This is a genomic window from Rhodococcus sp. Q (genome assembly GCF_005503035.1).
GTDB lineage: Bacteria > Actinomycetota > Actinomycetes > Mycobacteriales > Mycobacteriaceae > Rhodococcus_G.
In genome coordinates this window covers 1-15,559 of sequence record NZ_SCOY01000010.1, presented here as the reverse complement: position 1 = coordinate 15,559, position 15,559 = coordinate 1, and the positions used below count along the sequence as shown (strand labels likewise).

Annotated in this window: 8 protein-coding genes; 5 read left to right on the top strand and 3 right to left on the bottom strand. The window is 71.8% G+C overall.

Annotation, left to right across the window (positions count from 1 at the left end; translation table 11 throughout):
• Positions 1 to 15: 15 nt before the first annotated feature.
• The 4 genes from FFS72_RS12510 (at position 16) to FFS72_RS12495 (ending at position 4,373) form a co-directional block, all read left to right on the top strand.
• The gene (locus tag FFS72_RS12510; protein ID WP_137874244.1) at positions 16 to 345 is read left to right on the top strand and encodes a chorismate mutase family protein; all 330 of its coding nucleotides are present in this window, start codon (positions 16 to 18) and stop codon (positions 343 to 345) included.
• A gap of 10 nt (positions 346 to 355) precedes the next feature.
• Positions 356 to 2,428: an aminodeoxychorismate synthase component I gene (pabB, locus tag FFS72_RS12505; RefSeq protein ID WP_137874243.1), complete on the top strand. Its 2,073-nt coding sequence runs from the start codon at positions 356 to 358 to the stop codon at positions 2,426 to 2,428.
• Positions 2,429 to 2,508: 80 nt separating this feature from the next.
• The gene (locus FFS72_RS12500) at positions 2,509 to 3,300 is read left to right on the top strand and encodes a prephenate dehydrogenase dimerization domain-containing protein (RefSeq protein ID WP_137874335.1); all 792 of its coding nucleotides are present in this window, start codon (positions 2,509 to 2,511) and stop codon (positions 3,298 to 3,300) included.
• 86 nt (positions 3,301 to 3,386) lie between these two features.
• Positions 3,387 to 4,373: a diiron oxygenase gene (locus FFS72_RS12495; RefSeq protein ID WP_137874334.1), complete on the top strand. Its 987-nt coding sequence runs from the start codon at positions 3,387 to 3,389 to the stop codon at positions 4,371 to 4,373.
• Here FFS72_RS12495 and FFS72_RS12490 read toward each other — a convergent pair.
• Entirely contained in the window at positions 4,343 to 4,792 is a 450-nt protein-coding gene (locus tag FFS72_RS12490) for an STAS domain-containing protein (RefSeq protein ID WP_137874242.1), read from the bottom strand. The genes FFS72_RS12495 and FFS72_RS12490 overlap by 31 nt on opposite strands.
• Positions 4,793 to 5,067: 275 nt before the next feature.
• On the opposite strand from FFS72_RS12490, the gene FFS72_RS12485 reads away from it, so the two are divergent.
• Positions 5,068 to 5,529, top strand: coding sequence for an STAS domain-containing protein (locus FFS72_RS12485; RefSeq protein ID WP_137874241.1), 462 nt, complete (start codon positions 5,068 to 5,070; stop codon positions 5,527 to 5,529).
• A gap of 65 nt (positions 5,530 to 5,594) precedes the next feature.
• Here FFS72_RS12485 and FFS72_RS12480 read toward each other — a convergent pair whose 3' ends face one another.
• Together FFS72_RS12480 and FFS72_RS12475 are read right to left on the bottom strand one after the other, a co-directional pair.
• On the bottom strand, positions 5,595 to 5,768 hold the full coding sequence (locus tag FFS72_RS12480) for a CsbD family protein (RefSeq protein ID WP_137874240.1): 174 nt from the start codon (positions 5,766 to 5,768) through the stop codon (positions 5,595 to 5,597).
• Between the two features lie 124 nt (positions 5,769 to 5,892).
• The coding region (locus FFS72_RS12475) for a non-ribosomal peptide synthetase (protein ID WP_137874239.1) at positions 5,893 to 15,559 on the bottom strand (9,667 nt) is incomplete at its 5' end.

The following is a 15,559-nucleotide window of genomic DNA, read 5'->3' as shown; positions in this document are numbered from 1 at the left end:
CAAGGTGGTCGAACGGTGAACGAATCGACGAAGAGCGCCGAACTCGAGTTGAGCGCGCGTGAACTCGCGGACCTGCGGGCCGAGTTGGACGGGATCGACGATCGTCTCCTCGAGGACGTGCGCGCCCGGATCGAGGTCTGCACCCGGATTGCGGTGATCAAACGCAAGTACGCGATCCCGGTGATGCAGCCACTCCGCGTCGGAGCGGTGCACGAGCACGCCCACCGGTACGCACTCGACCACGACGTGTCCCCGAAATTCCTCCGCGACCTCTACGACCTGCTGATCGCGGAAACCTGCCGGCTCGAGGACCTGATCGTGGACGACCCGGCGGAGGAAAGCTGAGGGACATCGCGTGCGGACACTGCTGATCGACAACTACGACTCGTTCACGTACAACCTGTACGCGTTGTTGACTGAGGTCAACGGCACCGCGCCGGTGGTGGTTGCCAACGATGAGCCGTGGTCCTCGGTGAGCCTGTCGGAGTTCGACAACGTGGTGGTCTCCCCTGGCCCGGGGCGGCCGGACCGCAGTCGCGACTTCGGGATCAGCGCGCAGGCGTTGACGGACAGCGGATTGCCGGTGCTCGGCGTGTGCCTGGGTCATCAGGGGTTGTGCCATCTGTTCGGGAGTCCCGTCGTGACGGCGCCGCAGCCGAGGCACGGCCGGATCAGCGCGGTGCACCACGACGGGAAGGGACTGTTCGCGGGTCTGCCGTCGCCGTTCGATGCGGTCCGCTACCACTCGCTGGCCGTCGAGGAGATCTCGGACGAACTGGTGGCGCAGGCGTGGTCGGACGACGGGGTGCTGATGGCGGTGCGGCACCGGGAACGCCCGCTGTGGGGTGTGCAGTTCCACCCGGAGTCGATCTGCACCGAGTACGGGCGTGAGCTTCTCGCCAATTTCGCGGCGGCAACACCGATCAGGGCGCGGCGACCGCTGCCCCCGCCGCCGCGTCCGGACCTCGCCACGACGACGCATCCGTTCCGGGTGCGGGCGGTACGGGTGGAACTGGCCCCGGACCCGAAGGCGGTGTACGAGCGGGTGTTCGCGGCCGGGCCGAACAGCTACTGGCTGGACGGGTCGGGAGCGAACGAAGCGGATGGCCGGTTCTCGGTGATGGGTGACTGTTCCGGGCCGCGGGCGGAGTACATCACCTACAAGGTCACGGAAACGGCTGTCCGAGTCGAACATTCGGACGGATCGGCGGAGGAGATCCGAAGCAACCTGTTCGACTACCTCGATGCGCGGCTGCGGGAACGGTCGGTGGCGCCGCGGTCGGATCTTCCGTTCGGCTTCTGCCTCGGCTACGTCGGGTACCTCGGCTACGAACTCAAGGCGGACACCGTCGGACAGCTGGCGCACGCATCCGAACAGGCCGACGCCGCACTGGTGTTCGCGGACCGCGCCGTGGTGATCGACCACGACGCCGGATGCGTGTACCTGCTCGCACTCGACCCCGTCGACGCCGCAGATCCCGAGACGGCGCGGTGGCTGCAGGACACGGCGACGACCATACGGGCGCTCGGCGACGACCGTGCCGCATCGACCGGCGCCGCTCCCCCGCTGACCCCGAGGTCGCACGACGTTCCCGTGATGTTCCGGCACGACCGTTCGACCTACCTGGGGCTGATCGAACAGTGCCTGGCGGAGATCCGGTCCGGAGAGTCGTACGAGGTGTGCCTGACGAACGCCGCGACGGTGCACTGCAGGCTCGATGTCGTGTCCGGGTATTCGTGCCTGCGGGATGTCAGCCCGATGCCGTACAGCGCGCTGCTGCAGTTCTCGGGCATGTCGGTGCTCAGCGCGTCACCCGAACGGTTCCTGCGGGTCGGGGCGGACGGCACGGTGGAGTCGAAGCCGATCAAGGGCACTCGGCCGCGGTCGGCGGACGCCGAGCAGGACCGGGCGTTGCGCAACGATCTGCTGGTCAGTGAGAAGGACCGGTCGGAGAACCTGATGATCGTCGACCTGGTGCGCAACGACCTGTCGCGAGTGTGCGTGCCGGGGTCGGTGCACGTGCCGGTGCTGTTCGACGTCGAGACGTATGCACCCGTGCACCAACTGGTGTCGACGGTCCGCGGCACCCTGCGCGAGGGCGTGTCCGCCGTCGAGTGCGTTCGGGCGGCGTTCCCCGGCGGCTCGATGACGGGCGCCCCGAAGGTACGGACGATGGAGATCATCGACAAGCTCGAGGCGGGACCGCGGGGCGTGTACTCCGGCGCCATCGGCTACTTCTCGCTGACGGGGACCGCCGACCTGTCGATTGTGATCCGGACGATGGTCGTCACCGCCGACGAGGTCACGTTCGGGGTGGGTGGCGCGATCGTCGCACTGTCCGACCCGGAAGACGAGTTCGAGGAGACGATGGTCAAGGCGTTGGCGGCCCGGCGCGCCCTGTCGGTCGCCGACGAGAGTTCGCCGTGACCGACGACGACGTGGCGGAGATCGCCGCCCCGGACGCCCGCACGGTGGTCGTCGTCGGCGGCGCGGGCGCGGTGGGGACGATGCTGGTGGACCTGTGGCGCGCGGACGGCGCGGCCGTCGAGGTGGTCGACGCCGCGTCCGGTGACGACGTCGCCTCCCCCGACACCGTGGTGACGGAACTGCTGCGCCGCGCCGACGTCGTCGTACTCGCGGTACCGGAGGACGTGGCCCTTACCGCGGCCGGGGCGGTGAGGGCCACGATGAAACCGGAGGCGGTGCTGGTCGAGACACTGTCGGTGAAATCACGGTTCTCCGCCGCCGTCGCGGGCGCCGCGGAACCTGTCGTCGGGGTGAACCCGATGTTCGCGCCGTCCCTGGACATGCGGGGCCGGGCCGTCGCGGTCGTCGTGCACCACGGCGGACCCGCCGCGGACAGGGTGCTCGCCGATCTGGCGAGGTGGGGTGCGCGGGTGGAGGTGACGACCGCGGACCGGCACGACCGCGTGTGCGCGGCGCTGCAGGCGCTCACCCACGCGGCGGTGCTGGCGTTCGGGTGGGCGCTGACCGATCTCGGTGTCGACGCCGACGAGGCCGCGGCCCTCGCGACACCGCCGTTCGCGACGATGTCGGCGCTGCTGGCCCGCGTCACCGGCGGCACCCCCGAGGTGTACCGGGACGTGCAGCTCGCGAACCCGTACGCGTCGGCGGCGCGGGATGCGCTGGTGCGGGCCGTGTCCCGGGTGTCGGACGCCGCGGTCGGCGATATCGACGACTTCGCCGCCCTGCTCGCCCGTGCCCGGGTCCCGCTCGGCGACCGCGCCGACGACTACGCGGCGCTGTGCGCCCGGCTGTTCGAGGACACGGTGCGATGAGTGAGCACGGTTCGATGAGTGAGCACGGTTCGATGAGTGAGCACGGTGCGGTGAGTGAGCACGGTGCGGTGAGTGAGCACGGTGCGGTGACGGGCCGACTGCCCGAGTACGACGCCGACAACGCGGTGGAGTCGGCGGTGATCCGCGGTCTGGTCCGCAGCTGGCCGCGCCGGGCCACCGTGCGCCGCACCGAACCGGACCTCGACGTGCCCACGATGGACGACCTGTACGACCCCGCCCGCACGGACTACCCGGATGGGTTGCTGCCGTTCGCGGGCCACCCGGTGTACGAGAACCTCGACGACGGCGCCCGGGCGCGGCTCCGGGCGTGGGGGTGGATCGCCTACAACAAGAACGTCGTCGACATGGAACAGGACCTCGTCACGCCCGCGTTCGGGTTGCTGTTCCGGGACGCGTTCGGCACCGGCTTCTCCGATGCGGCACGCGCCGCCGTGGTGCAGGCGATGGTCGACGAGGAGTACCACACGCTGATGCACCTGAACGGGTCCGCGCTCACGCGCCGCGCCCGCGGCTGGGCGTTGCCGGATGCGGCGCTCCCGGAATCGGGGACGGTGCGGGCGTACCGTGCCGCGGTGACGCGCGCTGCCTCGCCCCGGGAGGCGGCCCTGGCGACGCTGGCCCGGGCGGCGGTGGCGGAGACGTCCATCGGTGACTACCTCGCTCTCATCGCCGACGACAGGTCCATCCAGCCGGTGCATCAGGCGACGGTGGCGCTGCACCGCCGTGACGAGACCGCGCACGCGTCGGTGGCGGTGGAGATGGTGACTCTCGTCCACGACGCACTCGACGAACAGGACAGACGTACCCTCGCCGCGGAGCTGCGGGCCGGCGTCGACGCGTTCACCGCGACGGATTTTCGGGTGTGGCGAGCGATTCTGCGCGCCGAGGCGGTTCCCGGCGCCGACGACATGCTGCGGGAGGTCGCCGACGATCCCGAGCGGCGACGACTCGTCGAGAACTGCAGTGCGGTCGACCGGCTCCTCGACCGGTTCGGGCACCCCGTATCCGGCGGTGCGCGCACTCAGTCGCGGGGACGACGCCCGACGCCGTAGTCGAGGTCGGCGTGCGCGGACAGTTCGGCGGCGCGCGCCTCGACGGCCTCGCGCACCGTGGCGTGGCAGCGGAAATGGCTCGTCGGGCCCCCGGGAAGGTTCATGGCGTGCCGCCACGTTGCCTCGTCGGGCACCAACAGCAGCGCCACACCGCTGCGGTCGGCGCGGCCCTGCGCGTCGAGGAGTGCGTCCACGAGTGTCTGTCCCGCCGCTGATTCAACGGACCCCATGTGGGTGAGGTCGACCACGAGGGTGCGCACGGCGTCGGTGATCGCCAGGGCGAGGTCGGTGGCGAAGTCGGCGGCGTCGAGCCGGTCGATGTCACCGGTGACGGCCAGGACGGTGGGGCCGTGCCGGGGCAGGTGCCCACCGGTGGACTCGACCAGGGGACGGTCCAGGCAGTGACTGTGAATCCGCACGTGAGCCTCCCGGTGGACTGGCGTCTACCCCCCCGGATACCCCCGGGGTCACGGTCGGAAACGTGGAGCACGCGCCGACGGTGCCGGCGAGCCGAGCAGGCGGATCACGGCCGGGCACTGGCACGCCTGCGGTCGGGTCCGACGCCACCGAGCGAGAGGGGGTCTAGGCTGGAAGGCGGTTGAGAGCACAGCCGAGGCGACATCCAGGTTTCCGTGGCGCTCGACCGTTGCACGCGTCGATCCCACGGTTCCGCGATCGGACGACGGAGCGTGCCATGAATCGAATACCCGGTGTGAACGGCGCCTACCCCACTGCCGCGCCCATGCTTTTAGCCCTGTCCGTGGAGGATGCCCAGTCCGCGGCGGCGGAATCCACGACAGCAGAGTTCACGCCCGAAGAGTTCACGACGGTCGGCAACGGCAGTCGGACGCCGACCATCGAGGTGGGCGAACCCGACGAGGGGTACGTCGTCGTGCGTGTGTCCGGCGACCTCGACGCCGCTTCCGCGCCCGCACTTCGTGCACGGCTGGGTGAAGAGTTGATCCACCGACGCACGGCGGTGCTGGACCTGCGGGACGTGCCGTTCGTGGGCTGCACCGCGATATCGGTGATCGACACGGCCGCGGCCGTCCTCACCGCCCGGGGTGGGCGGATGGTGGTGCTCTGCGGGCGTCAGACGCGGCGCCACCTCGCGATCTGCGGGGTGGGAAGGCGCGCGACCGTCGTCGCTGTCTGATCGCTCGACGGTCATACGGGGGCCGGCGACGTAACGTCGCCGGCCACCCTCCTGTCGGGGAAAGCTCAATCCTTGAAGGTGTCCTTGACCTTCTCGCCCGCCTGCTTGATGTTTCCCTTCGCCTCGTCCCGGCGGCCTTCGGCTTCGGTCCGGTCGTCGCCGGTGGCCTCTCCGACCTTCTTCTTGGCCTTGCCTGCCAGTTCTTCGGCCTTGTTCTTGGCCTTGTCGATCGCGCTCATGTAAACCTCCTCTGTGGGTGTTGGGTGCGGTGCAGTCGGGGGGTTCCCGCGACGCGGCACCGCGAAACACGGGTCCGCGAGAACGCGGGGCGTCCACTCGGGTTCGGCGGGCTGCGCGTCTCCGTCAGTGCGCGATGAGATAGCGGTCGAGGACCGGGCCGACGACTGCGAGCACGTCGGGTTCGATCATCTGGTTGTGTTCGCAGTCGACGGCGACCTCGCGGATGCCACCGGTGACGGCGTCGCGCCACTCCTGCGGTGAGCGGTCGCCGTCGGAGCGCTGCGCGCGGAAGAACAGCAGGTCCCCGTCGAAGAGGTCGGGGGTGAAACTGCGCATGATCCGGGCGGAGTCGGTGAAGCCCGCGTTGATGCGTTGCAGGTGCGCGGCGGTCAGCCCGGTCTCCTGCCCGAACGACCGGTCCAGTAGGTCGGCGGCGGTCTCGTAGGTCAGGTCGTCTCCGGCGTCGGGCAGATCGAGACCGAGGCCGTGCAGTAGTTCGGCGACGGTGAGGCGGTCCGGGGTGTCCTCGTCGATCCCGACGAAACTGTCCATCACGGCGAGGGTTTCGACGACCTCGCCACGGGAACGGAGTTCGACGGCGATGGCGTGCGCGATGACACCGCCGAGGGACCAGCCCAGCAGGTGGTACGGGCCGTGCGGCCGGACCGTGACGATCTCCTGCACGTACCGGTGGGCGAGGTCGGCGACGGAGGTGAAGCTCGGTCCGCCGCTGATGACGGGTAGCTGCAGGCCGTAGGCGGGGCGATCGCTCGACAGGTACCGCACCAGACCGGCGTAGCCCCAGGACAGTCCGATGCCGGGGTGCACACAGAACAGGGGCGCCTTGGTGCCCTGGGTGCGCAGCGGGATCAGCACACTGAGTGCCTGGTCGACGGTGGCGGTGCCGCCCGTCTCCCCGTCGGCGGCCGCGCCCGGTTCGTCGAGGGCGTGTGCCATCCCGCGCGGGGTGGGGTCGAGGAACACGGCCTGCAGGGGCAGCCGCCGGCCGAGCCGGGATGCGATCTCCGTGACCAGTCGGGTCGCGACGATGGAGTTGCCGCCGAGGTCGAAGAAGCTGTCCGCGACCCCGACCCGATCGACGCCGAGGATCTGCTCGAACACGGCGACGACGGACCGTTCCGTCGGGGTGGTCGGCGCCTCGTACAGGTCGGCGCGGGAACCGAACTCGGGTGCGGGCAGGGCTCGGCGGTCGAGTTTGCCGACCGGGGTCATCGGGGCATGGTCGAGGACGGTGACGGCGGCGGGCACCATGTGCGCGGGCAGCCGGGCCGCGGCGTAGGCGCGGATCTCCCCCGGGTCGGGATGCATCCCCTCCACCCCGACGACGTAGGCGGCGAGCAGGGTGCCCCCGGTCGGCGCGGTGTAGCCGATGGTGGCGGCGAATCCGAGCGCGGGATGTCCGGCGAGGACGGCGTCGATCTCGCCGAGCTCGATGCGGAACCCGCGGACCTTGACCTGGAAGTCGCTGCGCCCCAGGTACTCCACCCGGGCCCGCCCGCCTGCGGGAACCCGCCAGCGCACGACGTCGCCGGTCCGGTACATGGTGGCGCCCGGCGCCCCGAACGGGTTGGCGACGAACCGTCCCGCCGTCAGCCCGGGCCGGTGGTGGTAGCCGCGGGCCAGGCCGGGGCCGGAGATGTACAGCTCACCGGGCACACCGACCGGGACCGGATGCAGCCGGGTGTCGAGGATCATTTCCTCGAAACCGATTGCGGGGCGGCCGATGTCGACTATCTCCCCGGCGCTCATCGGGTCGCTGACGCTGGCCTGGATGGTGGTCTCGGTGGGTCCGTAGCCGTTGAACATCCTCCGGTTCCGTGCCCATTTCGCGACGAGTTCGGGTGGGCAGGCCTCACCGGCGACGGCGAGGACCTCGAGGTCGCCCAGCCCGTCGTCGTCCATCGACGACAGCGCGGTCGGGGTGATGAACGCGTGGGTGACGTGTTCGCGACGCAGCAGGTCGGCGAGTTCGGTGCCGCCGAAGATCGTCGGGGGCACGATCACCACCCGCGCGCCCGCGCTGAACGCCATCATCAGCTCGAACACGGACGCGTCGAAGCTGGGGGACGCCAGGTGCGAGACCCGCGACTGGGGTGTCACGGTGAACCGGTCGTGTTCCTCGGCGGTGAGGTTCGCGATGCCGCGGTGGGTAATGACGACACCCTTCGGCAGACCGGTCGATCCGGACGTGTAGATCAGGTACGCGGGGTGCGCGAGGTGCAGCGGCAGCGTCCGGTCGGCATCGGTGACGGGATCGTCAGGGTACGACCGCAGTTCGGCGGCGAGGGCGTCGTCGAATTCGAGCCACGGCACGGTGTCGGGCAGCCGGTCGCGGTGCCCGGCGACGGTCAGGCCGATGACGGCCGCGGAGTCCCGCAGCATGTACTCGATGCGTTCGCTCGGGTATGTCGGGTCGACGGGCACGAAGGATGCACCGGCCTTGGCGACCGCCCAGATCGACACGACCTCCTCCACGGACCGGGTCAGGCCGAGCGCGACGAAGGTCTCCGGGCCGACGCCGCGGGCGATGAGGGCGCGGGCCAGCCGCGTCGACCGGACGTCGAGGTCGCGGTAGGTGACGACCGTGTCCCGGAAGGTGACGGCGACGGCGTCGGGTTGGACCGCCGCGGCGGCGGCGAGCAGGTCCGGCCACACCCGCGGGGTCCGGGAGGTGCGGCCCTGGGCGGGTGCGTACTCGGCGAGCTCGACGGGCCCGAGGATGCCGACGTCCCCGACGGGGCACGCCGGGTCGGCGGTGACGGCCCGCAGGATCCGCACGAACCGGTCGGCGAGATCGCGGACGGTGCCGGGGTCGAACAGGTCGGTGGCGTAGTCGAACGCGGCGGTCATCCCGGCGGGGGCGCCGTCGTCGTCGAACCGTTCCGCGAGGATCAGTTCGAGATCCTCCTTCGCGACCCGGGTGGAGATGTCGACGGCGGAGGCGGTCAGGCCGGGCAGTTCGAGGTGCGGGGTCTGCGTGTTCTGGAACTCGAGGGACACCTGGAACAGCGGCGAGTACGCCGTCGAGCGCGGCGGGTTCAGCTTCTCGACGAGCAGTTCGAACGGCAGGTCGGCGTGCGCGAACGCGTCGAGGTCGTGGTCGCGGACCTCGCCGAGCAGGTCGCTGAAGGAGACCCCGGGGTCGATGCGGGTGCGCAGCACCAGGGTGCCGACGAACATGCCGATCATCTCGTCGAGCGCCGGATCTCCGCGTCCGGCGATGGGGGTGCCGACGGCGACGTCGTCGGTGTCGGCGAGCCGGGCGAGCATCAGCGCGTACGCGGCGTGGACGGCCATGAACACCGACGAACCGGTGGAGTGGGCCAGGTCGGCGACGGCGCGGTGCACGTCGGCGGGCACGGCGAATTCGACGCGGTCCCCGCGCATCGTCTGCTGCAGCGGACGAGGCCGGTCGGTGGGCAGGGTCAGCACGTCGGGCAGGCCCGCGAGGGCGTCTCGCCAGTACCGCCACTGCCTGCTGATCAGGGAGTGCTCGTCGGCGTCGGAGCCGAGGACGGCGTGCTGCCACAGGGTGTAGTCGGCGTACTGCGCGGGCAGCGGCGCCCACTGCGGTGCCGCACCCGCCCCCTCGGAGCGGTCGGTGCGGGCGAGGTAGGCGGTCATCACGTCGCGGGCCAGGGTGGCGAGCGAGAAACCGTCGGCGCTGATGTGGTGCACGACCACCACCAGGACGTGCTCGGCGTCGGTGTGTCCGGTGCCGGTGAGGGTGTACAGGGCGGCGCGGACGGGGACGGCGGCGCTGACGTCGAATCCGGTGGCGGCGAACGCCGCGATGCGATCGGTCACGTCCTCGGCGGCCACGGTGTCCTCGACGAACTCGGTGAGCGCGTCGGCGGTGTCGACGATCCGCTGCGTCGGTGCCCCGTCGACGACGGGGAACAGTGTCCGCAGCGATTCGTGCCGGTCCACGACGTCGGTGACGGCAGCCCGCAGCGCGGGGACGTCGAGGTCGCCGGTGAGCCGGACGGCGAGCGGGATGTTGTAGGCCGGGGACGTGGTGTCGAACTGGTTGAGGAACCACATCCGCTGCTGCGCCAGCGAGATCGGGATGTGGTCGGGTCGCGGGCCCGCGACGAGCGCGGGCCGGGGCGCGGAGCCGTCGGCGGTGACGTGGTCGGCGTCGTCGAGGGCGCGGGCGAGGGCGCGCACCGTCGGTGCCTCGAACAGGGCGCGGACGCCGACGGTGACGCCGAGGACGGCGCCGAGGCGTGCGGTGACGCGGGTCGCGACGAGCGAGTTGCCGCCGATGTCGAAGAAGTCGTCGTCGAGGCCGACCCGGTCGCGTCCGAGGACCTCCGCGAACACGTCGGCGACGGCCCGTTCGCGGGGGGTCGACGGCGCCGCGTAGTCGGCTCCGGCGAGGTCGAACAGGGGTGCGGGCAGGGCCCGGCGGTCCAGTTTGCCGACGGGGGTCAGGGGAATCTCGTCGAGGACGGTGATCGCGGCGGGCACCATGTGGCTCGGCAGGTGCCGGGACAGGCCGGCGGTGAGGTCGGCGGGGTCGATGCGGTGACCGGTGGCGGGCAGGACGTACGCGGCGATGGCGGTGTCCCCGGACGGTCCGGGGACGGCGAGGGTGACGGCGAACCCGACGCCCGGCTGCGCCATCAGGGCGGTGTCGATCTCGCCGAGTTCGATGCGGAACCCGCGGATCTTGACCTGGAAGTCGGTGCGCCCGAGGTATTCGAGGGTGTACCCGTCGTCGCTGCGGGTCCAGCGGACCAGGTCGCCGGTGCGGTACATCCGCTGCCCCGGCGCGTACGGGTGGGCGACGAACCGGCTCGCGGTGAACCCGGGCCGCTGGTGGTAGCCGCGGGCCAGGCCGACACCGCAGATGTACAGCTCGCCGGGCGCGCCGACCGGGACCGGCTGCAGATGGTCGCCGAGGACGAGTTCCTGGACGCCGCGGACGGGTCCGCCGAGGGTGATGGGGCGGTCCGGGGACATCGGTGCGCTGATGTTCGACATCACCGTCGTCTCCGTCGGCCCGTACGCGTTGTGCAGGCGACGCGCGCCGGGGGCGGTCGGATCGGCCGCGGCCCACCGCGTCACGAGGTCGGGTGGGCATGCCTCCCCGCCGAAGACGACGTCGGTGAACTCGTCGAGGCCCGCGGGGTCGACGGTGGCGAGGGCTGCGGTGGTGACGAACGCGTGGGTGACGCGTTCGGACTTGACGAGCTGCGCGAGTTCGGTGCCGCCGTACACGGTGGTCGGGGCGATCACCATCGTCGCGCCCGCACCGAACGCCTGCAGGTACTCGAAGACGGATCCGTCGAAGCTGGGGGTGGAGAAGTGCAGGGTCCGGGATCCGGGGGCGGCGTGGAATCGGTCGAGCTGGTCGCGGGCGAAGTTGTCGAGGCCGGTGTGGGTGACGACGACACCCTTCGGGGTTCCCGTCGACCCCGACGTGTACACCAGGTACGCGGCGTTGGTGAGGGCGATCGGGGCGGACCGGTCGGCGTCGGTGATCGGGGCCGCGGACTCGCGTGCGCACCGGGCCGCGAACTCGGGGTCGTCGAGGTGGAGCCACGGCACGGAGTCGGGCAGGGCGCCGCGGTGGCCGGACAGGGCGAGGCCGACGGTGGCGCCGGAGTCGGTGAGCATGTGGGTGATGCGGTCCGCCGGGTACGTCGGGTCGATTGGGACGAAGGCGGCCCCGGTCTTGGCGACCGCCCACATGCACAGCACCGACTCCACGGAGCGGGCGACACCGACCGCGACGAACGACTCCGGGCGGGCGCCGAGGCCGATCAGGACCCGCGCGAGCCGGTTGGACCGCTCGTCGAGGTCGCGGTACGTGACGTCGTGGCCGGCGGACGTCACCGCGACCGCGTCCGGGTCGAGGGCGGCGCCGTCGGCGAGGATCTGCGGCAACGTCCGGATCGACCGCCCGGCCGGGCCGGCGACGGGCAGCAGGTCGACGGCTTCGGCGGCGTCGAGGGCGTGTGCCTGCGCGATGCGCGTGTCGGGGGCGTAGGCGAAGCGCAGCAGCATCCGCCGCACCCGGTCCGCGATGACGGCGACCTCGCCGCGTCCGAACACCTCGGAGTACTCGAACTTGAGGTTGAGGTCGCCGGTGTCGGAGACGACGAGCGCGAGGGGGTAATGGGCGGAGTCGCGGCCGTGGACGTCGGTGACACGCATCCCGGCGATGTCCGTCTCGGCAGTGAGGCCGGCCCGGTCGACGGGATAGGACTCGAAGACGGTCAGGGTGTCGAACACGGCGCCGGGACCGGCGGCCTGTTGGATGCCGGGCAGGCCGAGCAGATGGTGGTCGAGCAGGGCCGCCTGCTCGGACTGCACCCGTTCGAGGAGGCCGGCGAGGGTCTCGGCGGGGTCGAGGGTCACGCGGACGGGGATCGTGGTGATGAACAGCCCGACCATCGCCTCGATGCCGGGGATCTGCGGTGGCCGACCCGAGACGGTGGCGCCGAAGACGACGTCGCTTCGCCCGGTGAGCGCGCCCAGCACGAACCCCCACGCCGCCTGGACGACGGTGTTCACGGTCACGCCGTGGGCGCGGGCGAGCGCACGCACCCGGTCGGCTGCGTCGGTGGGCAGCGTCGTCGCGTACTCGTGGGACCCGGCCGGGGTGGGGTCGCCGGGGGCGGTCGGCGCGAGCAGGGTCGGTTCGCCGACGTCGGCGAACAGGTCCCGCCACACCCCGGTCGAAGCCTCCGGGTCGTGTCCGGCGAGCCACCGCAGGTAGTCGCGGTAGGGCCGCACGCGCGGCAGCGCGGCCGGGTCGCCGTCGGTCGCGTACAGGGTGAGCAGGTCCCGCAGGATCAGCGGTGTCGACCAGCCGTCGAGAAGGATGTGATGGTTCGTCAGCACCAGCCGGTACTCCCCCGGCGCCGCCGTCACCAGGTGCATCCGCAGCAGCGGCGGTGCCGCCATGTCGAAGCCGGCGATGCGATCGGCGTCGAGCAGCGCGGTGAACCGGTCCTCCGCGGTGTTCGGGTCGCCGGTCAGGTCGGTCACCGACCACGGCAGGACGACGTGCGCGGGCACCACCTGCGCGGCGCGGCCCGCGTCGTCGACGACGAACCCGGCCCGCAGATTCGGGTGCCGGTCCAGCAGCGCCTGCCCGGCGCGGCGCATCCGGTCGGCGTCGACGGTTCCGCGCAGGTCGAGGGTCAGCTGCACGACGTACGGGTCGGTGGTGTGCTCGGACAGCCGCGACTGGAACAGCAGCCCCGCCTGCAGCGGGCCGAGCGACCACACGTCCGTCAGCGTCGGGTAGCGCTGCTCGAGGTCGTCGATGGCGACCTGGTCGAGGTTCACCAGGTCGAGGTCGGACGGGGTGAGCCCGCCGGACGCCGGATCGGTGGCGTGGCGGGCGACGGCGCCCAGCGCCTCGACCCACAGCTCCGCCAGCAGGGCGACCTCCTCCGCGGACAGCACCCCCGTCGGGAAGTCCCAGGTGGCGCGCAGGCGCGGACCGTCGGGGCCGCCGAGGGTGACGGCGTTGACGTCGAGGACGGCGGTGACGGGCAGCTGCGGCGGCGGTGCGTCGTCGAGGGTGACATCGGCGACCGGCATCCACGCCGCGCCGGGGTCGGTGCCGCCGGCGAGCCGGCCGAGGTAGTTGAAGCTGACCTGTGGTGTCCGGGTGCCCGCCAGCGGCGAGTCGCCCGTCACCGGGTACCGCAGCAACCCGAACCCGATGCCGTGGTCGGGTGCGGCGAGCACCTGTTCCTTGACGGCCTTGATCGCGTCGCCCGCGGCCGGCCCGGCGTCGAAGGCCTCGTCGACGTCGATGCCGCTGAGGTCGAGCCGGACCGGATGCATCGAGGTGAACCAGCCGACGGTCCGGGACAGGTCGGGGCCTCCCCTTCCGTCCGTGTCCGTGACGGCCGTTTCGCGGCCGTGCCCCTCGAGGGTGACCAGCGCGTCGCTGTGGGACTGCCCGCGGTCGGCGCGCCACCGCGTCAGTGCCATCGCGAGCGCGGTGAGCAGGCCGTCACCGACGCCGCCGTGGAAGGCCTCGGGGACGGCGGTGAGCAGGGCCTCGGTGACGTCGGGTGGGACGTCGACGCGGATCCGGTCGAGGGTCCCGGCCACGTCCTGGGACGGGTCGAGGGCCCGGGCGCCGAGCAGCGGATCCGGTCCGGCCAGGACACCCCGCCAGTAGTCGGTTTCGGTGCTGCGGTCGGTGTCGGCGAGTGCGTGCGCCCACCGCCGCATCGACGTGCCCACCGGCGGCAGGTCGACGGTCCCTCCCCCGGTGAGCCGCGCCCACGCGACCGCGAGGTCGGGCACCAGGATGCGCCAGGACACGCCGTCGACGGCGAGATGGTGCACGACGAGCAACAGCCGTCCGGGACCGGCGGGCGGCTCGAAGTGGACGGCCTGCAGGAGTACCCCGGCTTCGGGGTCGAGGCGGCCTGCGGCGGCGGCGAGTTCGGTGTCGGCGATCCGCTCGAACGCGGCGCCGGTGACGGTGTCGACGGGCACCCGGGTCAGCAGCGACGCGACGTCCACCGTGCCCGGTGCGGGGACGGTCACCGTCCGGGTGGTGCGGTCGAGGCGGGCACGGAGCATGTCGTGCCGGTCGACGACCGCGCCGAGCGCGCGGGCGAGGTGGTCGCCGTCGGTGTCCGGCAGCGTCAGCAGCGCGGTCTGCGTGTACCGGCCGATGTCGCCGGTGCCTGCGCTGTCGGCGCGGTCGAGGAGCCAGCGCACGATCGGGGTGGCCGGGAACTCCCCGACACCTCCACCGGGCAGTTCCTCCAGTGCAGGCGCGGCCGCGTCGCCGGATTCGGCGACGGCGGCGAGCGCTGCGACCGTCTTGTGCTCGAACACCTGCCTCGGCGTCAGGTGCAGTCCGGCGTCCTTGGCGCGGGCCACCAACTGGATGGACATGATGCTGTCGCCGCCGAGCGCGAAGAAGGAGTCGTCCACTCCGACGCGGTCGAGGCCGAGGACCTCCGCGAACAGTCCGGTGAGGGTGGCTTCGGCGGCGGTGGCGGGGTCGCGGCCCGTGCCCGCACTCTCCCCGAAGTCCGGTTCCGGCAACGCCTTCCGGTCCAGTTTCCCGTTGACGGTCCGCGGCAGCGCGGCGAGTTCGACGAGCGCGGCGGGCACCATGTGCGCGGCGAGCTCCGCGGCGAGGAACTCCCGCAACCGGCCCCGGTCGATCACCGCGCCCGGCTCGGGCACCACGTACTCGACGAGCCGGACGCGGCCCGCACCGTCGTCGTGGGCGACGGCAACAGCCGCCGCGACTCCCGGGAAACGTAGTGCGGCGGACTCGATCTCGCCGAGTTCGATGCGGAACCCGCGGATCTTGACCTGCAGGTCGCTGCGGCCGAGGTATTCGAGGCGACCGCCCCGATTCCAGCGGGCGAGGTCACCGGTGCGGTACATCCGCTGCCCCGGACGCCCGGACGGGTCGGCGACGAACCGGGCCGAGGTCAGGTCGGGTCGGCCGAGGTAACCGCGGGTGACCTGGTCGCCGGAGACGTACATCTCCCCGACGACACCGGGCGGTACGGGTCGCAGCCGCTTGTCGAGGACGCTGACCCGCAGGCCCGGAACCGCGCGGCCGACGACGCTCGCCGACGACGTGGCCGCGAGGTCCGGGGTGAGTGGCAGTCGGGTCACGTGCACCGTCGTCTCGGTGATCCCGTACATGTTCACCAGTTCCGGCAACACGCCGGTGAAACTCCCCGTCGCTGCGCTTGCGCCGGTGAAGTATCCCGCCTCTGCGCTCGCCCCCGTGACCTCCCCCGCCGCTGCCCTCGCC

Excerpts from the sequence above, each read along its gene's own strand:
- FFS72_RS12480 (WP_137874240.1), bottom strand. The coding sequence starts at position 5,768 with ATGAGCGCGATCGACAAGGCCAAGAACAAGGCCGAAGAACTGGCAGGC.
- FFS72_RS12485 (WP_137874241.1), top strand. The coding sequence starts at position 5,068 with ATGAATCGAATACCCGGTGTGAACGGCGCCTACCCCACTGCCGCGCCC.
- FFS72_RS12500 (WP_137874335.1), top strand. The coding sequence starts at position 2,509 with ATGCTGGTGGACCTGTGGCGCGCGGACGGCGCGGCCGTCGAGGTGGTC.